Origin of the sequence: Streptomyces sp. CHD11, from assembly GCF_018638295.1 — a bacterium.
GTDB lineage: Bacteria > Actinomycetota > Actinomycetes > Streptomycetales > Streptomycetaceae > Streptomyces.
This window is the reverse complement of sequence record NZ_JABTTS010000002.1, coordinates 1-20,952: the sequence shown is the minus strand read 5'-3', so window position 1 is coordinate 20,952 and position 20,952 is coordinate 1. Positions and strand designations below refer to the sequence as shown.

17 protein-coding genes, 1 tRNA gene and 1 pseudogene are annotated in these 20,952 nt (G+C 70.5%); 8 read left to right on the top strand and 11 right to left on the bottom strand.

What is annotated here, in order from left to right; all coding sequences use genetic code 11:
- Positions 1 to 18: 18 nt before the first annotated feature.
- Both HTV45_RS01795 and HTV45_RS01790 read right to left on the bottom strand, forming a co-directional pair.
- Complete coding sequence (locus HTV45_RS01795) at positions 19 to 918, bottom strand: chitosanase (RefSeq protein WP_308309004.1); 900 nt, start codon at positions 916 to 918, stop codon at positions 19 to 21.
- A complete protein-coding gene (locus HTV45_RS01790) occupies positions 915 to 1,841 on the bottom strand; it encodes a rhomboid family intramembrane serine protease (RefSeq protein ID WP_215203786.1) in 927 nt (308 codons plus the stop codon). Before HTV45_RS01790 ends, HTV45_RS01795 begins: the two co-directional genes overlap by 4 nt.
- A gap of 143 nt (positions 1,842 to 1,984) precedes the next feature.
- Between HTV45_RS01790 and HTV45_RS01785 the strand changes: the two genes are divergently transcribed.
- Entirely contained in the window at positions 1,985 to 2,710 is a 726-nt protein-coding gene (locus tag HTV45_RS01785) for a VWA domain-containing protein (RefSeq protein ID WP_215203785.1), read from the top strand.
- A 95-nt stretch (positions 2,711 to 2,805) separates the two neighbouring features.
- Here the strand turns inward: HTV45_RS01785 and HTV45_RS01780 are convergent, their stop codons facing one another.
- Positions 2,806 to 3,699 carry a hypothetical protein gene (locus HTV45_RS01780; RefSeq protein ID WP_215203784.1) on the bottom strand — a complete coding sequence of 298 codons (894 nt, stop codon included), beginning with the start codon at positions 3,697 to 3,699 and terminating at the stop codon, positions 2,806 to 2,808.
- 107 nt (positions 3,700 to 3,806) lie between these two features.
- On the opposite strand from HTV45_RS01780, the gene HTV45_RS01775 reads away from it, so the two are divergent.
- From HTV45_RS01775 to pyk, 6 genes are all read left to right on the top strand, one after another.
- Positions 3,807 to 4,181, top strand: a complete 375-nt coding sequence (locus HTV45_RS01775) for a chorismate mutase (RefSeq protein WP_215203783.1) — start codon at positions 3,807 to 3,809, stop codon at positions 4,179 to 4,181.
- Positions 4,182 to 4,293: 112 nt separating this feature from the next.
- The gene (locus tag HTV45_RS01770) at positions 4,294 to 4,836 is read left to right on the top strand and encodes a two-component system response regulator (RefSeq protein WP_215203782.1); all 543 of its coding nucleotides are present in this window, start codon (positions 4,294 to 4,296) and stop codon (positions 4,834 to 4,836) included.
- Positions 4,837 to 4,884: 48 nt separating this feature from the next.
- Positions 4,885 to 7,422 carry an aminopeptidase N gene (pepN, locus tag HTV45_RS01765; RefSeq protein WP_215203781.1) on the top strand — a complete coding sequence of 846 codons (2,538 nt, stop codon included), beginning with the start codon at positions 4,885 to 4,887 and terminating at the stop codon, positions 7,420 to 7,422.
- Positions 7,423 to 7,842: 420 nt separating this feature from the next.
- Positions 7,843 to 9,213 carry an aminotransferase class V-fold PLP-dependent enzyme gene (locus HTV45_RS01760; protein WP_215203780.1) on the top strand — a complete coding sequence of 457 codons (1,371 nt, stop codon included), beginning with the start codon at positions 7,843 to 7,845 and terminating at the stop codon, positions 9,211 to 9,213.
- Entirely contained in the window at positions 9,210 to 10,604 is a 1,395-nt protein-coding gene (locus HTV45_RS01755; RefSeq protein ID WP_215203779.1) for a lysine N(6)-hydroxylase/L-ornithine N(5)-oxygenase family protein, read from the top strand. Before HTV45_RS01760 ends, HTV45_RS01755 begins: the two co-directional genes overlap by 4 nt.
- Positions 10,605 to 10,892: 288 nt before the next feature.
- Entirely contained in the window at positions 10,893 to 12,329 is a 1,437-nt protein-coding gene (gene pyk, locus HTV45_RS01750; protein ID WP_215203778.1) for a pyruvate kinase, read from the top strand.
- Positions 12,330 to 12,354: 25 nt separating this feature from the next.
- Here the strand turns inward: pyk and HTV45_RS01745 are convergent.
- A pseudogene (locus HTV45_RS01745) lies at positions 12,355 to 13,127 on the bottom strand (transcriptional regulator).
- Between the two features lie 104 nt (positions 13,128 to 13,231).
- Positions 13,232 to 13,306 (bottom strand) — tRNA-Leu (locus HTV45_RS01740).
- Between the two features lie 102 nt (positions 13,307 to 13,408).
- Between HTV45_RS01740 and HTV45_RS01735 the strand changes: the two genes are divergently transcribed.
- Entirely contained in the window at positions 13,409 to 14,065 is a 657-nt protein-coding gene (locus HTV45_RS01735) for an ANTAR domain-containing response regulator (protein WP_215203777.1), read from the top strand.
- Between the two features lie 75 nt (positions 14,066 to 14,140).
- Here HTV45_RS01735 and HTV45_RS01730 read toward each other — a convergent pair whose 3' ends face one another.
- From HTV45_RS01730 to HTV45_RS01705, 6 genes are all read right to left on the bottom strand, one after another.
- Positions 14,141 to 14,857 (bottom strand): ABC transporter ATP-binding protein, encoded by a 717-nt coding sequence (locus tag HTV45_RS01730; RefSeq protein ID WP_215203776.1) that lies wholly within the window; start codon positions 14,855 to 14,857, stop codon positions 14,141 to 14,143.
- Positions 14,854 to 15,831, bottom strand: coding sequence for an ABC transporter ATP-binding protein (locus tag HTV45_RS01725; RefSeq protein ID WP_215203775.1), 978 nt, complete (start codon positions 15,829 to 15,831; stop codon positions 14,854 to 14,856). The genes HTV45_RS01730 and HTV45_RS01725 overlap by 4 nt, the downstream gene beginning before the upstream one ends.
- A gap of 5 nt (positions 15,832 to 15,836) precedes the next feature.
- The gene (locus HTV45_RS01720) at positions 15,837 to 17,663 is read right to left on the bottom strand and encodes a branched-chain amino acid ABC transporter permease (protein WP_215203774.1); all 1,827 of its coding nucleotides are present in this window, start codon (positions 17,661 to 17,663) and stop codon (positions 15,837 to 15,839) included.
- A 5-nt stretch (positions 17,664 to 17,668) separates the two neighbouring features.
- Positions 17,669 to 18,601, bottom strand: a complete 933-nt coding sequence (locus HTV45_RS01715) for a branched-chain amino acid ABC transporter permease (protein WP_215203773.1) — start codon at positions 18,599 to 18,601, stop codon at positions 17,669 to 17,671.
- Positions 18,602 to 18,717: 116 nt separating this feature from the next.
- Positions 18,718 to 19,950, bottom strand: a complete 1,233-nt coding sequence (locus tag HTV45_RS01710) for a branched-chain amino acid ABC transporter substrate-binding protein (protein ID WP_215203772.1) — start codon at positions 19,948 to 19,950, stop codon at positions 18,718 to 18,720.
- A 287-nt stretch (positions 19,951 to 20,237) separates the two neighbouring features.
- The gene (locus HTV45_RS01705) at positions 20,238 to 20,828 is read right to left on the bottom strand and encodes a Tat pathway signal sequence domain protein (RefSeq protein ID WP_215203771.1); all 591 of its coding nucleotides are present in this window, start codon (positions 20,826 to 20,828) and stop codon (positions 20,238 to 20,240) included.
- Positions 20,829 to 20,952 lie beyond the last annotated feature (124 nt).

Below are 20,952 nucleotides of genomic sequence, written 5' to 3'. Positions count from 1 at the left end.
GCCTTCACACGTCGGGGCTCACGCCACCCTGTAGGCCACCCCGTACATCTCCCACTCCAGCGGGGTGCCGAGGTCCAGGTCGCCCTTGTCGAGGAAGCGGCGCTGGGCGGTGTCGACGCGGGAGGTGTCGTGGTCCGGGTACCGGTCCAGCATGGTGGCGCGGCGGACGTCCAGGAAGGCGCCGAGATACGTTTCCTCGCCACCGCCCGCCGCGGGCGTCCGGGCCCGGTCGAGGGCCCGTGCGCGGACGTCGTAGAAGCCGCCCGCCCCGGTGCCGGGCCCGTGGAGGACCATCGCGTCGTAGTAGACGAACTGGCCGAGGGTGCCGAGGCCGTCCAGCTTCGCCAGGCGTACCGCCGGTCCGAAGTACCGGCGGTCGCGCTCCGCCTCCTGCGCCGCGCGGAACGCGTCCGTCTTCGCCTCCGCCGTCCAGGCGGCCGGGAAGCCGGGGTCCAGTCCCTCGTGCGAGTCCGTGCCGTCGACGTCGCGCAGCGCCGGCAGATAGGGCGCCAGCCCGTTGTCCGGGTGGTCTTCGGTGTAGGTCTCGACCAGCGCGAGCAGATCGTGGGTACCGGTGCAGAAGCCGACGATGCCCGCCGTGTACCCGCAGCCGTCGTCCGCGTCCCCGATCGAGCCGTAGGTGGAGCGCCAGTCGGTCGTCGCGTGCTCGGCGCTCGCCACCAGCCGCTGGGCCAGATCCTTCTTCTCCGGGGCGGCCAGCCCCGGCGGCCGGGCGGCGACGACCGCGTCGTCGGCCGCCAGTTCCTGCTCGGCCCGGTCCTTGGCCTCCTCCAGCGCCGTCTGCGCGGTGGCCGCGGGCTGTGGTGCCGGGGTGCCGGGGGAGTCGGACGGCAACATGAAGTACACCGCCGCGGCGACCAGGGGGACGGCGGACAGGAGCACACCTGCGGGTTTCACAGCGCGGCACCTCCGCTCGTCAGCCCGGACACCTTCACCGCGGCCGCCACCAGCAACAACGCCAGCAGGACAGTACAGGCCGCCGCCTGGAGAAGCACCCGGCGGTCGCCCCGGGGCACGTACGCGAAGACCGCCGCCACCGCACCGCCCGCCAGCAGCCCGCCGAGGTGCCCCTCCCAGGAGGTGACCACCGCGGAGACCACCAGCCACAGCAGCAGCCCGGCCATGAACCGGTTGACCTGTGCCATGGGGGCGCCCACGCGCCGCGCCACCACGTAGTACGCGGCCCCGACACCGAAGATCGCACCGGACGCGCCGACCACGGCGTCCCCGGGCGAGATCAGCAGCACCAGCACCGACCCGCCCAGGGCCGACAGCAGGTACAGCGCGAGGTAGTGGACCCGGCCGAGCATCGGCTCGACCAGCCGGCCCAGATTCCACAGCACCGCCATGTTCATCACGATGTGCAGGATCCCGAACGTGCCCTCGGCGGGCGGCAGATGAAGGAACGCGCCGGTCAGCAGCCGGTACCACTCCCCGTCCACCACCCCCTCCGGGGTGAAGCCCCCCGGGTACGGGTGGAGCCACACATAGTGCTCCCCGTCCGGCCCGAGCAGCCCCGCGCCCACCATCGCGAACCGGTCCACGACCTCCGGCCGCAGCAACTCCGCCAGATACACCAGGAGGTTGACGGCGATCAGTACGTACGTCACCACCGGTACCGCCGACACCCGGCCGCCCACCAGGGTGCGGGCCTGCCGCATCGACCGCGCGCCCTCCTTCACGCACTCGGGGCACTGGTGGCCCACGGCCGCATCCCGCATGCAGTCCGGGCAGATGTACCGCTCGCACCGCATGCAGCGGACGTGGCACTCCACCTTCGGGTGGCGGTAGCAGGTGGTGACGGCGGACTCGGAATCCACGGGCCGGCTCCTCGGGGACGCGGACGGAAAAAGAGCCGGTGGGGACGGCGGCGAACAAAATAGCGAACCCGGGTGGACACGGTGAGGGGCGGGGTGGGCGTGCCGTACTCTCGGGCCCAGTTCCGTGACCGAGGGGGAGCCGTATGGCCGCGATCAGCCTGACGAAGGTCGAGGAGACCGCGCCCGCGCTGGTCAGCCTCTACAAGACCGCCGGGGTGTCACTCGCCGAGCACGGGCTGGACGGTCTGCGCGCCGCCGTCTACCTGGTGGTCGACTACTCCGGCTCGATGAAGCCGTACTACAGGGACGGCAGCGTGCAGGCCCTCGCCGACCGGGTGCTGGGTCTCGCGGCCCACCTCGACGACGACGGCACGGTCCCGGTCGTCTTCTTCTCCACCGACGTCGACGCCGTCACCGACATCGCCCTCGGCGGCCACCGGGGCCGCATCGAGCGGATCGTGTCCGGCCTCGGCCACATGGGCAGGACCAGCTACCACCTGGCCATGGACGCGGTCATCGACCACTACCTGGACAGCGGCTCCACCGACCCGGCCCTCGTCGTCTTCCAGACCGACGGCGGCCCCGTCAACAAGCTCGCCGCGGAGAAGTACCTGTGCAAGGCCGCCCGCCTCCCGCTCTTCTGGCAGTTCATCGGCTTCGGCGACCCGCACAGCAGACAGTTCGACTACCTCCGCCGGCTCGACGACCTGGCCGTCCCGGCGAAACGCGTCGTGGACAACGCGGGCTTCTTCCACGCCGGCGCGAACCCGGGCGAAGTCACGGACGCCGAGCTGTACGACCAGTTGGTGGGCGAGTTCCCCGAATGGCTGGCCGAGGCCCGCTCACAGGGGATCGTGCGTGAGCCATAGCCTCCCGGAGGGCGGGGCTGCATCGATGTGCGGCTCCGCCGCGCGGGCGCGACCAGCCACGACGCACCCGCACTCGGCGGACCACCGGTGAACCCTCACGTGTCACACTCCGACACCGTCCGGCACAACCCGCACCGCACCCGCACGCGCCCCTTCACCGGCACCCGAATCCACTGATGACAGGCAGGACACGGAAACGACACCAGCAGTCCCTCGCTGCCCGCCGCGAAGCGGTACGGCACCTTCGCCTCACCGGCGACGGGGCGGTGGTCCCGGGCATGCCGCCGATCCCGCGCATACCGCTGCCTCCCCACCCACCCCGCGGAGCGCAGCGGCGGCTGCTCCCCGTCCCGCCGCGCCAGCGCCATCCCCCTGCCGTACGCGGTGTACGCCTGCGCGCTGGTGAACCACACCGACGGGTCCTCCCCGAACATCAGTGACCGCTTCGCCAGCACGTACCCGAACTCCTCCGGTGTGAGGTACCCCAGCTTCTGCGAGGACGCCCCGTCCTGGCGGAACGCGTCCAGCAGCAGCCACCCCGCCCCCAGATACGTCGCCGCCGTGTCGGTGAGGATCTCGTTGTCCCGGGTCCCCGGGAACGACAGCCCCAGCCGGTGCAGATACACATGCGCCACCTCGTGCGCCAGCGCCGCCCCGATGTCCCGCCGATGGGTCCGGAACCGGTCGTTCAGCTCGACGAAGTACTCCGGCCCCGCCGTCAGTTCCACGTTCGCCGCATGGGTCATCGCACGGAAGCCGACGATCAGCCGCGCGTCCGGCAGCCGGTAGTGCCGCACCATCTCGTGGGCCACCCGCTGCGCCCCCAGATGCAGGTCGTCCGTGTCACAGAACGCCACATCGGCGGGCGCCACACTCACCGAGAACGTCCGGACCGTGTCGTACGACAACCGCCGGTACAGCGCCGTGACGGCCTCCCGCACCGTCTCCAGATGCGGAAAACCGTGCTCCACCGGTCCGCCGTCCGCCATGTCGCACCCCCGCGCGCCTGAACCCGGTTCCACTGTACGGTCCCGCCCCGGCCCGCGCCCCGGACACCGCCGCCCCGCCGGCCGCCCGCACCGTAGGCTGACGCCCCATGACCACCAGCAACACCACGACCGGTGACGCCGACCCCGCGGTCCGCGAGGAACTCGGCCGGCTGCGCGACAGCATCGACAACATCGACGCCGCCGTCGTCCACATGCTCGCCGAACGCTTCAAGTGCACCCAGCAGGTCGGCCGCCTCAAGGCCGAGCACCGGCTGCCGCCCGCCGACCCCGGCCGCGAGGCCCGCCAGATCGCCCGGCTGCGCGCCCTCGCCGAGAACGCCAAACTCGACCCGGCCTTCGCGGAGAAGTTCCTCACCTTCATCATCGCCGAGGTGATCCGCCACCACGAGAGCATCGCCGACGACACCGCCGGCGCCACGCTCTCGGCGAACCGGGCCACGACCTCCGCCGCCGGGGAGTGACAGGACGGCCCGCGCGGGGCATGCTGCGCTGTGCACTCCTTGTCGGCTGACGAGCACCGAGCGTCAGCGTCCGGACAGTCTCCGGTCCCTTCCGAGGAGGGATGTGTGCGCCATGCCGACCCACGCCCGGATCCTCATCGTCGACGACCACGAGGACACCCTGTACGCCCTGGAGAGCGCCCTGGCCCCGCTGGGTCACCTGCTGGGCCGGGCCACCAGCGGCGACGAGGCCCTCAAACAGCTCCTGCGCGGAAACGTCGGACTGCTGCTCCTCGACGTCCACATGCCCGGCACCGGCGGTCTCGACGTCGTGCGCTACATGCGGCGCCTGGAACAGACCCGGCACATACCCGTCGTCCTGCTCACCGGCTTCGCCCGCGACCGGCAGCTCGGGGCCGCCGCGTACGGCCTCGGCGTCGCCGACCTCGTCACCAAACCCGTCGACCCCTGGGCCCTGCGCACCAAGATCCGCCACCTCTACGACGCCCACCAGCGCCGGCTCGGCCTGGAGGCCGAGATCCGCACCCTGCGCGCCCGGCTCGCCGAACGCACCTCCGCCCCCGCGCATCCCGCCCTGCCCCACCCGCACGCGCACATGGCGCCCGGACAGCCCGCGGGGGCGCAGACCGGGGAGCTCGAACGAGACCGGACATAGGCCACGTACCCGATCCGCCTCTGTGCCACGGCAACGGCATCAGGCAGCATGGCCCGCATGTCCGTACTGACGCGCGACGAAGCGCAGAACCGAGCAGAACTCCTCGACGTCCACCGTTACACGGTCGAACTCGATCTGACCACCGGTGAGGAGACGTTCGACTCGCGCACCCTGATCAGGTTCGGCGCCCGCGCGGACGCGGACACCTTCCTCGAGATCAAGCCCGCCGAGCTGCGCTCCGTCACCCTCGACGGACAGCCCCTGGACCCCGCCACCCTCGACGGCAACAGACTGCCCCTGAAGAACCTCACCGCCGGCGACCACGAACTGCGCGTCGAGGCGAGCATGCGCTACTCCCGCACGGGCGAGGGCATGCACCGCTTCACCGACCCCACCGACGGCGAGACCTACGTCTACACCCAGTTGTTCCTCGACGACGTCCAGCGGGTCTTCGCCGCCTTCGACCAGCCCGACCTCAAGGCCGTCTTCGACCTCGCCGTCACCGCCCCCGACGGCTGGAGCGTCCTCGCCAACGGCGTGACCGAGCACACCGGCGGCGGAGTGTGGCGGGCCGCGCCCACCCCGCTGATCCCCACCTACCTCGTCGCCGTCGCCGCCGGGCCCTGGCACTCCGTACGCACCGAGCACCGCGGACTGCCCTTCGGCATCCACTGCCGCCGCTCACTCGCCCCGTACCTCGACGCCGACGCCGAGGAACTCCTCGACATCACCCGCGCCTGCTTCGACCGCTACCACGAGAAGTTCGAGGAGCCCTACCCCTTCGACTCCTACGACCAGGCCTTCGTCCCCGAGTTCAACGCGGGCGCCATGGAGAACCCCGGACTGGTCACCTTCCGCGACGAGTTCGTCTACCGCTCCGCCGTCACCGACACCGAACGCCAGACCCGCGCCATGGTCATCGCCCACGAGATGGCCCACATGTGGTTCGGCGACCTCGTCACCCTGAGGTGGTGGGACGACATCTGGCTGAACGAGTCCTTCGCCGAGTACATGGGCTACCAGACCCTCAACGAAGTCGCCCCCGGAGGGTCCGGGGGGCAGCCCCCCCGATGGAGGGGCACCGACACCTGGACCGACTTCGGCGTCTCCCGCAAAGCCTGGGGCTACGACGCCGACCAGCGGCCCTCCACCCACCCCGTGGCCCCCGGGGACGTCTCGGACACCGCCTCCGCGCTGCTCAACTTCGACGGCATCTCCTACGCCAAGGGCGCCTCCGCGCTGCGCCAGCTCGTCGCATGGCTCGGTGAGAAGGACTTCCTCGCCGGCATCAACATCCACTTCCAGCGGCACCGGTTCGCCAACGCCACCCTCGCCGACTTCATCGACTCCCTCGCCGCCGCCACCGAACGCGACGTCCACGCCTGGGCCGACGCCTGGCTGCGCACCACCGGCGTCGACACCCTCACCGCCACCGTCGACGCCCGCCCCGGCCAGTGGACCCTCGCCCTCGACCGCGAGGGCGACCGCCCGCACCGCGTCACCGTCGGCGTGTACGACCGTGACCTCCACGAGGGCCGCAGTCTCCTGCTGAGGGAACGCCACGAGGCCGACATCCCCCAGGACACGGCCCCCGAACCGCGCACCGGCACCCGCCCCGCCCTCGTCGTCCCCAACGACCTGGACCTCACCTACGCCAAGATCCGCCTGGACGACACCTCCCTGGAGACCGTCCTGCGCGGGCTGTCGGGCATCCCCGACGCCCTCACCCGGGCCGTCGTGTGGAACACGCTGCGCGACATGGTCCGCGACGGAGAGCTCGCCCCCGCCGACTACCTGGCCACCGCCGCCGCCCACCTGCCGGAGGAGACCGACCTCGCCCTCGTCCAGGGGGTCCTCGCCTTCGCCTGCGCCCACGTCGCCGACCGCTACACCGGCCCCGGCCGGCGACCCGCCGCGCTCGCCACCCTCACCGCACTGTGCCGCGACCTCATCCGCCGCACCGAGGACGGCGACCACCCCGGCCTGCGCCTCATCGCCGTACGCCACCGCATCGACACCGCCGCCCAGCCCGACACCATCGCCGCCTGGCTCGCCGACGGCACCGTCCCCGGCGGCCCCGAACTCGACCCCGAACTGCGCTGGCGGGTCCTCGCCCGTCTCGCCGTGCTCGGCGCCGTGGACGAGGCCGCCATCGCCGCCGAACTGGAACGCGACCCCAGCGCCACCGGCCGGGAGGGCGCCGCCCGCTGCCGCGCCGCCCTGCCCGACGAGGACGCCAAGGCCCGCGCCTGGGACGCCATGTTCGGCTCCGACGACCGCGCCGACCTGTCGAACTACCTGTTCACCGCCACCGCCCGGGGCTTCTGGCAGCCCGAACAGGCCGACCTGGTACGCCCCTACGTGGCCCGCTACTACAAGGACGCCGTCGCCCTCGCCGACCGCCGGGGACCCGCCATCGCCGAGGCCGTCGGACGCTGGGCCTTCCCGGCGTACGCCGTCGACGCCGAGAACCTCAAGCTCGGCCAGAAGTGCCTGCGCAAGGCCGACCCCACGCCCGCCCTGCGCCGCAAGCTCGCCGACCAACTCGACGACCTGGCACGCGCGCTGCGCGTACAGCAGGAGTAGGCTTTGTCCCGCCGATCACGCCGCGGACCTGGGATCCGGCCCGACCCCCTGCGGCGTGGTCGCCGGTCCCCGACCGCTCCGCGTCGACTCCTGGGACGCGGAACGCTGCCGGCCTTCTCCGACCTGATCCGCCGGACAGGCCCTGGCACCACACGCCGTGCGGGGGCGCCTGTGACCTGTGCGCGGGTGCTCCCGCGGGCACCCCCACGGGCGGCGCCGCCGGGTGCCGGCGTTCCCGCGTCCTGGTCCCGCTCGCCCGCACGCAGCGCCCGTGTGCGGCCGTCGACGCCCTCCGGCCCGATCCGCACCTCGTCAAACAGGGCATACCCTCGTTAGGGTTTGATTACCTGCCTTTCCGGGCGTGGCACCCCATCCCCGTACAAGCTGGCATCCTCCCGCGCGCCGCCCCGGAGGACGCCCATGAGCACGCCCCCGCCCCTCGCCTCGGGCCCTCAGGGCCCCGACCGTCTGAGGCCGTTGCTCGACACCGTCCTCGACGCCCTGAGCAGAGGCGCCCGGACGCGCGGAGGACCGCTGCCGCCCGGGGGACCGCAAGCGGTCACCGCGGCAGTCCGGGACGCGCTCGGCGACGTCCTGCCCGACCGGGGCGACCCCGACGCCCTGCACACCCTCGTCCGCGCCCTCGCCGAAGGCGCCGCCGACCCCGCACACCCCTGGTGCGCCGCCCACCTGCACTGCCCGCCGCTCGCCGTCGCGGTCGCCGCTGACCTCGCCGCGAGCGTCCTCAACCCCTCCCTCGACTCCTGGGACCAGGCCCCGGCCGCCTCCACCCTGGAAGCCCTCCTGACCCGCGCCCTCGCCGCCGAGGCCGGCCACACCGACAGCCTCGTCACCACCGGCGGCACCGAGGCCAACCAGCTCGCCCTCCTCCTCGCCAGGGAAACGCACGGCCCCGCCGTACGGCTGGTCCACGCCGCCGGCGCCCACCACTCACTGCCCCGCGCCGCCTGGCTCCTCGGCCTGCCCGACCCCGTCGAGATCCCGGCCCCCACCGGCACCCTCGACCCCACCGCCCTCGACCACACCCTCACCCGCCTGCCGGGACCCCACCTGGTCGCCGCCACCGCCGGCACCACCGACACCGGCCTCATCGACCCGCTGCCCGAGATCGCCGCCCGCTGCGCCGCCCACGGTGCCCGGCTGCACATCGACGCCGCCTACGGAGGGCCCCTCCTCTTCAGCGACCGCCACCGGCCCAAACTCGCCGGACTCGACGCCGCCGACACCATCGCACTCGACCTGCACAAACTCGGCTGGCAGCCCGTTCCCGCCGGCCTTCTCACCGTCCGCGACCCCCAGGACCTCAGCGCCCTGCACCACCACGCCGACTATCTCAACGCCGACGACGACACCGACGCCGGACTCCCCGACCTGCTCGGCCGCTCCCTGCGCACCACCCGGCGCGCCGACGTCCTCAAAATCGCCGTCACCCTCAAGACCCTCGGCCGCACCGGACTCGGCGCCCTGGTCGACCAGGTCTGCGCCCAGGCAGAGGAGTTCGCCCGCCTCGTCCACGCCGACCCCTGCTTCGACCTGCACGACCGGCCCGTCATCAGCACCGTCCTCTTCCGGCCCGTGGACGCCACCGGTCCCGAGGTCGCGGAAGTGCGCCGGCGCCTCCTCGCCACCGGCCGCGCCGTCCTCGGCCGCGCCCGCGCCGACGGCCGGCTCTGGCTGAAGGCCACCCTCCTCAACCCCGCCACCCGCCCCGACGACCTGGCGGGCCTGCTCACCCTCGTCCGCCGGGCCCACGCGGAAGGACCCCGATGACGCCCACCACCCCGTACGACCTGCTCGGCATCGGCATCGGCCCCTTCAACCTCTCCCTCGCCGCCCTCGCCCACCCCCTCCCCGGCCTGCGCACCGCCTTCTACGACCGGTGCCCCGACTTCACCTGGCACCCCGGCCTGCTCCTCGACGACGCCACCGTCCAGGTGTCCTTCCTCGCCGACCTCGTCACCCTGGCCGACCCGACCAGCCCCTGGACCTTCCTCAACCACCTCAGAGCCCGCGACCGCCTCTACCCCTTCTACTTCGCCGAGCACTTCCACATCCGCCGCACCGAGTACGACGCCTACTGCCGCTGGGTCGCCGGCCACCTGCCCGCGCTCCGCTTCGGCCACCGGGTCGACACCGTCCGCTGGAACGCCCGCAGCGCCCTCTTCGAAGCCGAGTTCACCCGCACCGCCGCCGACGGCCACACCGCCGCCACCGGCCGCGTCCACGCCCGCAACATCGTGCTCGGCATCGGCAGCGAACCCTGGACGCCCGAACCGCTGCGCCCCCTCACCGGCACCCCCGGCCTCCCCGTCGTCCACACCGAGGACTACCTCACCCACCGCGACACCCTCCTGGCCGCGGACCACATCACCGTCGTCGGCACCGGACAGTCCGGCGCCGAGGTGTACCTCGACCTGCTGCGCCACCGGCCACAGGGCCGAGAACGGCTGCACTGGATCGGCCGCACCGGGGCCTTCGCCCCCATGGAGTACTCCAAACTCGGCCTCGAACACTTCACCCCCGACCACACCCGCTACTTCCACGCCCTCCCCGAACCCGTCCGCGACCGGCTCGTCCCCGCCCAGTGGCAGCTCCACAAGGGCGTCGACACGGCCACCCTCGCCGCCATCCACGACGAGCTCTACCGGCGCACCCTCCACGGCGGCTGGCCCGACACCGTCCTCACCCCCGCCGTCCACGTCCGGGCCGCCCACCGCACCGCCGGCGCGAGAATCGAACTCCACCTCGAACACGTCCACCAGCAGACCCGTACCCGCCTCACCACCGACGCCGTCGTCCTCGCCACCGGCCACCGGCCACGCTCCCTGGACACGCTCCTCGGCCCGCTCGAACCCCACCTGCGCCGCGACCGCGCCGGCCGTCCCCGTATCGACGCGCACTTCCGCCTCGTCCTCGACCGCTCCCTCACCGGCGGTGTCTACGTCCAGAACGCCGAACTGCACACCCACGGCGTCGGCGCCCCGGACCTGGGACTCGCCGCCTGGCGCAGCGCCACGATCCTCAACCACCTCACCGGCCGGACGGTCTACGCGCTCCCCGCCCGCACCGCCTTCACCACCTTCGGCCTCCACCCCCGGACACGGCAGGTCCCGCCCGCCCGGCAGGCCGCACGGCTCACCTCTCCGGCGGACGGGACCTGAAGTCACCCGCCACGACGGACGACGCCTCAGAACACCGGTGTACCGTCCCGCGTCAGCTTCCAGTCCACCGACGCGAAGTCCGCCGGATCCAGCACACCCCTCCCCGTCGCCCACTCCGCGATCCGGGTCCGCTGCGATCCGATGAAACGCCCGCACCCAGGCCCGGACATGCTCATCGGAGCACCCCCGCGCACAATTCAACCCCTGTCAACAACCTTTCACCCACGGGTCGTTGAGTCGCCACGCGCCACCAGATCGCTACCCGCCGGTAAGCCATAGGCTCGAACCATGCGCCGAGCGAAAATCGTCTGCACACTGGGCCCCGCCACCGACTCCTACGACCAGATCAAAGCCCTGGTCGACGCCGGAATGGACGTGGCCCGATTCAACCTCAGCCACGGCGAACACGCCGAGCACGAGGAGCGCTACCACCGGGTACGAAAAGCCGCCGACGAGACCGGCCGCAGCGTCGGCCTCCTCGCCGATCTTCAAGGCCCGAAAATCCGACTCGGCCGCTTCACCGAAGGACCCGCACTCCTCGAACGCGGCGACACCTTTACCATCACCGTCGAGGACGGCGCCCAAGGCGATCGCCACGGCTGCGGCACCACCTACGCCGGCCTCGCCGCCGACGTCACCACCGGCGAGAGGATCCTCGTCGACGACGGCAAGGTCACCCTCGAGGTCACCGCCGTCGACGGCCCCCGCGTCCGCACCACCGTCGTCGAGGGCGGCATGGTCTCCGACCACAAGGGCCTCAACCTCCCCGGCGTCGCCGTCTCCGTGCCCGCGCTCTCCAAGAAGGACGAGGACGACCTCCGCTGGGCACTGCGCACCGGCTTCGACGTCATCGCCCTCTCCTTCGTCCGCAGCGGGCGCGACATCAAGGACGTCCACCGCATCATGGACGACGAGGACCGCCGCCTCCCCGTCATCGCCAAGGTCGAGAAACCCCAGGCCGTCGACAACATCGACGACATCGTCGCCGCCTTCGACGGCATCATGGTCGCCCGCGGCGACCTCGGCGTCGAGATGCCCCTCGAACAGGTACCCATCGTCCAGAAGCGTGCCGTCGAACTCGCCCGGCGCAACGCCAAACCGGTCATCGTCGCCACCCAGATGCTCGACTCGATGATCGACAACGCCCGCCCCACCCGCGCCGAAGCCTCCGACGTCGCCAACGCCGTCATCGACGGCACCGACGCCGTGATGCTCTCCGGCGAGACCAGCGTCGGCAAACACGCCATCGACACCGTCCGCACCATGGCGCGCATCGTGGAGGCGGCCGAGGAGGACATCCTCGCCAAGGGACTCCCGCCCCTCACCGAACGCAACAAGCCCCGCACCCAGGGCGGCGCGGTCGCCCGCGCGGCGGCCGAGACGGGTGACTTCCTCGGCGCCCGATTCCTGGTCGCCTTCAGCCAGTCCGGCGACACCGCCCGCCGGCTCTCCCGCTACCGCTCCCCGATCCCCGTCCTCGCCTTCACCCCCGACCCGGCGACCCGCTCACAGCTCAGTCTCAGCTGGGGCGTGGAGACCTTCCTCGGCCCCCGTGTGAACTCCACCGACGCGATGGTCGACCAGGTCGACGACCTGCTGCTGAGGTACGCCCGCTGCGACAAGGGCGACACGGTCGTCATCACGGCCGGCTCCCCGCCGGGCGTCTCCGGCTCCACCAACCTGCTCCGCGTCCACCACATCGGCGAGGACGACAGCCCGAAGTAGGGGGCCGGTGCGGGCCCCGGAGCGGTCAGTACTTGGGGCCCACGTGGAGGTCCATCAGGGCTACGGAGGCCTTGCGGGCGACGGAGATCGTGACCGCGGCGCGGCTCTGGTTGAGCGGCTTCCACTCGACATCGACGCGATCGAGGGCGTCCGTGAAGAGTCGGATGATGTCGGCCGAGGTGTTGGTGAAGAAGTACCGGGGGTACTCGTAGCGCTTGCGCTCGCCGGCGACGATGCGGGTCGTCCAGTTGGTGATGCGGCAGCCGTCTGAATGGATGAGCCCGCGGATGAGGGCCCAGGGGTGGTTGTCGGCGATAGCCTGCTGCCATGGTTCGAGGGCGATCTTGCGGGTGTGTTTCATGCCTGGGCCGTGCTGGGGGAAGAGGCAGGGCCAGTGCTTGCTGCTGCTGGTGACTGATACGCAGCCCTGCCTCTGAACGCGGAAGACGCTGTTGTCCGGGCGAGCGGCGCGCAGTGCCGTCTCGCACTCGTCGATGATGCCCGGCCATGCGTTGTCCAGGGTGATGCGCATGAAGTACACGCCTCGGCGATGGGCGCTGATGCAGCCATCGCCGAGGTAAAGGCCGAGGAGGTAGGCGTAGGCCGCAGGTTCCTCGGGGGCGGTGGGGTGTCCTGACAGCGCGGGCAGGGCATGCCTCCGTGCTTGACCGGCTCGATGCACGTCTGCCAGGAGCGGATGGCGTATCTGGAGATCCCCATCTCCTTGCTGACGGAGTTCAGGCTGCGCCTCTGTGCCACCAGTGTCAGTGCTCGCTTGCGTGTACCCATGTCGTACATACCCACCACTGTGAGTCGTTCAGCGTGGCTGGGCGCAGCAAAAAGCGGATGTTCACGGGAACGTGGACATCCGCTTTCGTGTCGACCTTGCAATCGAAGAAATGTGCCCCGGGTGGGACTCGAACCCACACTGTATGGTGTTTGAGACCATCGTCTGCTGCCAATTGGACTACCGGGGCCCGTGGAATCGAAGGTTTACCCCGACTCCGTGCCCACTACTTTACCGCAGCTGGGTACGCTCTTGTCAGCAGTACCGGTCTGCCCCGCACCAAGGAGCCCACGTGAGCGCCCCCGAGCCGCCCCAGCCTGTAGACGTGCCCGACGACGACAAGTCGCACGTGCCTCCGATGACCACACGCGTGGTCATCGCCGAGGACGAGGCCCTGATCCGGCTCGATCTCAAAGAGATGCTGGAGGAGGAGGGGTACACCGTCGTCGGTGAGGCCGGCGACGGTGAGCGGGCCATCGAGCTGGCGCGTGAGCACCGGCCCGATCTGGTGATCCTCGATGTGAAGATGCCGAAGCTTGACGGCATCTCCGCGGCGGAGAAGATCGCCGAGGAGAGCATCGCCCCGGTGCTGATGCTGACCGCCTTCTCGCAGCGCGACCTGGTGGAGCGGGCGCGGGACGCGGGGGCCATGGCCTATCTGGTGAAGCCGTTCAGCAAGAGCGACGTGGTGCCGGCCATCGAGATGGCGGTGTCGCGATTCACGGAGCTGAAGGAGCTGGAGCGTGAGGTCGCGGACCTGAGTCTGCGGCTGGAGACGCGCAAGCTGGTGGACCGGGCGAAGTCGGTGCTGCAGACACAGTACGGGCTGACGGAGCCGGCGGCGTTCCGGTGGATCCAGAAGACGTCGATGGACCGGCGGATGTCGATGCAGCAGGTGGCGCAGGCGGTCATCGACGACGCCGAGGAGAAGAAGGCGGCCAAGGGCTAGCGAGACGTCAGGGTACGGCAGAGGCCCGCTCCCCTCGAAGGGAGCGGGCCTCTGCGTGTGCCTGCGCCGCCTGCCTCAGTCCTCGCCGAGGTAGGCCTTGCGCACGGAGTCGTCGTGCAGGAGGCTCTCACCGGTGCCGGAGAGGACGATGTTGCCCACCTCCATGACGTGGCCGTGGTCCGCCAGGGAGAGGGCTGCCTGGGCGTTCTGCTCGACGAGCAGGATGGTGGTGCCCTGTGCCTTCAGCTCGGCGATGGTCGTCATGATCTTCTGCATCATGATCGGCGAGAGGCCCATCGAGGGTTCGTCGAGCATCAGCAGCTTCGGCTGCGACATCAGGGCCCTGCCCATGGCGAGCATCTGCTGCTCACCGCCGGAGAGGGTGCCGGCGGCCTGTTTGCGGCGTTCTCCGAGGATGGGGAAGAGGTCGTAGGCGCGCTGGATGTCCTTCTCGATGCCCGCCCGGTCGCTGCGCAGGAAGGCCCCGAGGCGGAGGTTGTCCTCGATCGTCATGCGGGGGAAGATGTGCCGGCCCTCGGGGGAGTGGGCGAGCCCGAGGGAGACGATCTTGTGGGCGGGGATCTTCTTGAGTGACTTGCCCTCGAACCTGATCTGGCCGCCGACGGGCCTGAGGAGCCCGGACAGGGTGCGCAGGGTGGTGGTCTTGCCGGCGCCGTTGGTGCCGATGAGGGTGACCACCTCGCCGGCGCCGACGCTGAACGAGATGCCCTTGACGGCCTGGATCTTGCCGTAGGCGACTTTGAGGTCCTCGACCTCGAGGAGTGCGGTCATCGGTCGTTCTCCTTGCCGGGCGCGGCGTCCGTGGCGTCCGTGACGGCCTCGGCCTCCGCCTCTGATTCCGCCCCTGCCTCTGCCCCCGCGTCGTCGGCCCCCGCGGCGGCGGCGGCTTCGGCGGCTTCCACCTCGGCGGCTTCGGCGGCGCCGGGGTCGTTCTCCATGGGCTGGCCGATGTAGGCGGCGATGACGCGCTCGTCGCCCTGCACGGCGGCCGGGTCGCCCTCGACGAGCTTCTCGCCCTGGACGAGGACGGCGACGCGGTCGCACAGGTTGAAGATGAACCGCATGTCGTGCTCGATCACGAGGACGGCGATGCCCTGGTCGCGGATGGCGAAGATGAGCTCCTCGGCCGCCCGGGTCTCCTGGGGGTTCATACCGGCGGTGGGCTCGTCGAGGAGCAGCAGACCGGGCTCGCTGGCGAGGGCGCGGGCGATCTCCAGCTTGCGCTGCTCGCCGTAGGGGAGGTTGCGGGCCAGGTGGTCGGCCTTGGCGGCGAGGCCGACGAACTCCAGCAGTTCCATGGAGCGCGCGCGGGAGGCCGCCTCGGCCCGGTGGAAGCCGGGTCCGCGCAGGACGGCTGACCAGAAGCCCTCCTTGGTCCGGGTGTGGCGGCCGACGAGGACGTTCTCGAGCACCGTCATGTTGGCGAAGAGCCGGATGTTCTGGAACGTGCGGGCGATGCCGGCGGCGGTGACCTTGAAGGACTTGGGGGGCAGGACCTTGTCCTTGTAGCGGACCTCGCCCTCGGTGGGGATGTAGAGGCCCGTGAGGCAGTTGAAGAACGTGGTCTTGCCGGCGCCGTTCGGGCCGATGAGTCCGACGATCTCGCCGCTGTTGACGGTGAGGTCGACGTCGCGGACGGCGGTGAGGCCGCCGAAGCGCATGGTGACGCCGCGTGCGTCGAGGACGGGGGTGCCGGGGGCGGGTGCGCCCGGGGCGGTGTCCTTGGTGGTGGTGTCGGTGGTCATGGTGGTCAGGCCCCTGTCTTGCTCAGGACTGTGGGCGCGTCGGCCTCTTCGTGGAACTCCAGTTGGCGGCGCCGGTTGGGGATGAGGCCTTCGGGCCGGAAGCGCATCAGCAGGACCAGTGCGAGACCGAAGGCGAGGAGCTGGAAGTCGCCCAGGAACTGGAGCTTGTTGGGGATGAGGAAGAGCAGCGCCGCTCCGATGAGGGGTCCGGCGATGGTGCCCATGCCGCCGAGGACGACGGCGGCGAGCAGGAAGGCGGAGTTGGGCGGGGTGGTGCCGGCGAACAGGTACTGCTCGGGTGTCACGGTGTAGGTGACGTGTGCCTGCACGGTTCCGGCGAGGCCGGCGAGGGTGGCGCCGACCGCGAAGGCGATGAGCTTGACCCGGAAGCCGTGGATGCCCATGGCTTCGGCCGCTGTCTCGTCCTCGCGGATGGCGACCCAGGCGCGGCCGATGCGGGAGTCTCCGCTGCGCCGGAAGACGAGTACGACGACGGCGGTGATGAGCAGCATCAGGAAGAAGTAGTTGGCGAACCGGCCGATGGTGAAGCCGCCGATGTCGTGCTGCACGCCGAGGTCGAAGCCGAGGATGTTCAGGTCCGGGATGGATGCGATGCCGTTGGAGCCGTTGGTGAGGTCGGGTCCGGAGGTGCCGTCGGTGTTGTTGACCGCGATCCGGAAGATCTCGCCGAAGCCCAGGGTCACGATGGCGAGGTAGTCGCCGCGCAGCCGGAGGGTGGGTGCGCCGATGAGTACGCCGAAGACGAGTGAGGCGGCGGCTCCGACGAGGACGGCGGCCCAGAAGGGGAAGTGGACGCCGAACGGTGAGCTCGGGGAGCCGGAGACGAGTGCGGCCGCGTAGGCGCCGACGCCGAGGAAGGCGACGTAGCCGAGGTCGAGGAGGCCGGCGAGTCCGACGACGATGTTCAGGCCGAGGGCGACGGTTGCGAAGATGAGGATGTAGACGCCGAGGGTGGCGTACTGGTCGTCGGTCTGGGTGAAGGGGAAGCAGGCGGCTGCGATGAAGGCGCCGCATACGGTGATGTTGGTGTGGCGTGCGGTGATCTGGGAGGCGTGGCTGATCAGACCTGAGCGGTGCAGGGCGGTGAATCCGAAGCCGGCGGTGATCAGGAAGCCGACGAAGAGTTCGTCGTACTCGGTGCCGATGCCGTAGGTGAAGACGAGCAGGGCGACTGCCAGGATGCCGACGATGATCAGGATTTCGGCGTAGGACGGCAGGGCGCGTACGGGGCGGGGGCTGCCGGCGGCGAAGGCCGCTCGCAGGGTGGCCCAGAGGTGGCTGGTGTCGTGTTTGAAGTGTTCCCAGGCGTTGTCGTCCGGGTCGATGGGGTCGGGCTCGGGGCGCTCGAAGGGGAGGGCGAGGGCGCCGAGGAGGGCTGCCAGTGTGGCGGCGGCCGCGACGTACCCGCCGGGTTCGAGGTTGACCACGCCGCCGAGCTTGGTGCTGATGGCGAGGATCGTGTACCAGGCGGTGGCGAAGGTGCCCAGCGCGGCGTATTTGAGGGCCGCGTCGGCGCCGCCCGGGGTGAGCCGGCGGAGTCCCTTGACGCCGTGGGAGGCGAGCGCGAAGAGCGTGGTGAGCAGGGCGCCCACGAGGACGAGGACCTGTAGTCCGCCGGGGTAGCCGTAGTACGTGAGGTCGCCGGGGAATTCGGCGGTCCAGGTCCACGCGAGGAAGGTGGAGGCGACGGCGAGGGCGCTGCCGCCGGTGGCGAGGGCGCGGCCGATGTGCGGGGGGAGACCGATGAGGCCGGTGGGGGTCTTCGCGGCCGGGGTGGCCTTGGTGGTCGAAGTGGTGGTCTGTGTCGTCATCGGTGTCACGCCCTGTCCGCAACGCGCTCGCCGAGCAGGCCCTGTGGCCGGAACAGGAGCACGAGGATGAGGAGAATGAAGGCCCAGACGTCGGCCCAGGACTGGCTGCCGAACTGGCCCAGGCCCGGGATGTCGGAGATGTAGGCGGTTGCCAGGGTTTCGGCGACGCCGAGGACCACGCCGCCGATCATGGCGCCGTAGATGTTGCCGATGCCGCCGAGGACCGCGGCGGTGAAGGCTTTGAGGCCGAGGATGAAGCCCATTTTGAAGTCGATCTGGCCGTACTTGAGGCCGCTGGCGACGCCTCCGATCGCGGCGAAGACGGCGCCGAGGGCGAAGGCGACCACGATGATGCGGTCGGTGTTGACGCCCATGAGCTTGGCGGTGTCCGGGTCCTGGGCGGTGGCCTGCATGCCGCGTCCGGTGCGGGTGCGCATCACGAAGTAGGCGAGGAAGGCCATGCCGACCGGGGCGGCGATGAGCAGGAAGATGTCGCCGGTCTGGACGGTCGCGCCGGCGATGGTGAAGGGGCCGCCCTCGATCTGGGGGAAGGCGAGCTTGGACTTGGCGTTGGGGTAGAAGGCCCAGATGGCCTGCTGGAGCGCGAGGGAGAGCCCGATGGCGGTGATGAGCGGGGCGAGCCGGGGGGCTCCGCGCAGGGGGCGGTAGGCGAACCGTTCCGCTCCGATGGCGACCAGGACGGAGACGATCATGGCGCCGAGCAGCATCAGAGGGAGGGATACCCAGATGGAGGTGCCGTCGGGCAGAAGGTACATGTGTACCGTGAGCGCGCCGAAAGCTCCGACCATGAAGATCTCGCCGTGCGCGAAGTTGATGAGCTGGACAATGCCGTAGACCATCGTGTAGCCGATGGCGATCAGCCCGTACATGGATCCCAGTAGCAGGCCGTTGACCAGCTGCTGCGGCAGTTCGTTCACCGCATGTCCTCCGATGACGTTCGGATGAGTTCGACGGATGGGGTCGGAAACCGGTCCGCGCGGGGCGCCAGTGGAACAGCGCCCCGCGCGGCTCGTGGGAGTGGTGCGGGTGGCGGTCAGCCGGTGAAGGTGCCCGACTTCACCGTCGTCCAGTCGCCGTCCTTGACGGAGTACACGGTGAGCTGCTTGTTGGTGGCGTCACCGAACTCGTCGAAGGCGACCTTGCCGGTCACTCCGTCGAACGAGACGTTCTGCATGGCGTCGACGACCTTGGAGCGGGCGTCGTCGGGGAGCTTGCCGTCGTTGTCCTCGACGACCTTCTTGACGGCCTCGATGATCGCCCACGCGGAGTCGTAGGAGTAACCGCCGTAGGCCTCGTAGTCCTCCTTGTAGCCGCCGGCCTTGTAGTTGGCGACGAACTCCTTGGCGGAGGGGAGCTCCTCGACGGGTGCGCCGACGGAGGTGGCGAGGTCGCCGGTGCCCGCGGTGCCGGCGAGCTTGATGAAGTCGGCGCTGTAGATGCCGTCGCCGCCGACGAGGGGGATGTTGGCGCCGGCTTCCTTGATCTGCTTGCTGAGCGGGCCGGCCTGCGGGTATTCGCCGCCGTAGTAGACGGCGTCGGCGCCGGAGTTCTTGACCTTGGTGGCGACAGCGTTGAAGTCCTTGCTGTCGGGGTTGATGTGTTCGGTCCCGACCACCTGGCCGCCGAGCTTCTTGAACTCGTCGGTGAAGGTGGCGGCCAGGCCGGCGCCGTAGGTCTTCTTGTCGTCGATGACGAAGACCTTCTTCTTCTTGGCGTCGTTGAAGACGTACTGGGCGGCGAACGGGCCCTGGATGGCGTCCGTGGTCGCGGTGCGGAAGTAGGACTTGTACGGCCGGGCCTTCTCGGTCTGCCACTTCACGCCCTGGGTGAGGGCGGGGTTGGTGTTGGCCGGGGAGACCTCGACCAGCTTGGCGGTGTCGAAGACCTTCTGCATGGCCTCGCCGACGGAGGAGTTCAGCGGGCCGACGACACCGAGGACGTCGTCGTTGGCGACGAGTTTGGTGGCGTTCTGCTGGCCGACGGAGGCCTGGCCCTGGTCGTCGAGGGCTTCGACCTCGAAGGTGATGCCCTCGACGTACTTGTCCTTGTTGGCGGTCTTGGCCGCCAGGTCCACGGAGTTCTTGATACCGAGACCCAGCGCGGACAGGTCGCCGGTCAGTGGCGCATCGACGCCGATGACCACGGTGGTGCCACCGTTGCCGGAGTCCGAGCCGCCGCCGTCGTCGTCGCGTGAGCCGCAGGCGGTGAGGGTGAGTGCACCCGCCGCCAGGGCGGCGGTGATGGCTATGAGCGAACGTTGACGCACGATCCAGTCCTTTCCCCTGACAGCCGCCTCCCGGTGGAAACGGCCGAGTCGAGCGCTGGGCCGAGTGAGAATCAGGCGGCGCGGTGACTGGCCGTGACTCTAAGCGCGGGTGGGGAATGCGGAGGAGACTCTGGCCAAGGCTGTGACGCTCTTGTTATGACACGACGTATTGCAGAGCGGTACTCGGTGGGGGGAAGAGCAGAATTCTCGCCGTTTTGCCCTGTCCGGATGGTGAGAAACCGCAGGACCCGGAGGGGTTGGTTCAGGCGTCTCGGCGTTTTTGCTCATTACCGCGTATCGTTGCCGCAGGCTACCCGCAAGGCCCGGGAGAGGTCCTGTGCGTACCGGGATCCGAGGATGAAGCTGTGGTCCTGCATTGCGCGCGTATTACGCAGAGTTACATCCAGGAAAGGGAGTCCGGCATTCCGTGGCACTTTTCCGCATTCCGTCACCTGTACGGTGATCTTGATCTTGCGGGGGGAGCCCGCTTCTGTCCGGAAAGGGGCGCGCGGGCTGGAGGTCACGGACAGCCCCGCGTACGGCTGGGAAATCCGGGTGACGGTGACCGGAGGGCCGGATTCCGTGGTCATCTCCACATCGAAAGTGAAGCCGCGCGCAGGGGTGTCGAGGTCCGTGGCCTGCGCTTTCAGGTAGGCGACCGCGGTCACCTGACTCGGGTACGGCGGCTCGGGGCGGGGCCGGGTGACGTAGAGGTAGCCGCTGCCGGTGAGTACGGCGCCGGCGAGGAGCCCGGCGGTCACGGCCCTGCGATGCCGCTCGAACGTCCGTGCGTAGCCCTCACGTTGAGGGCGGGGCGCGGCGCGGGTGTCCAGGGCGTGGGTGCCCTCCTCCGGCTCGACGGGGCCGATCCCGCTCATCGCCGAGGCCCCTCGCCCGGCCCGCCGGAGCGGTACCACGCGAGGCGCTCCGCGCGCGCCTCACGGTCGGTCGGCCGTCCCGTCCCGGCCGCCGCCCGGCGCCGCGCGGTCCGTGCGGCGCCGG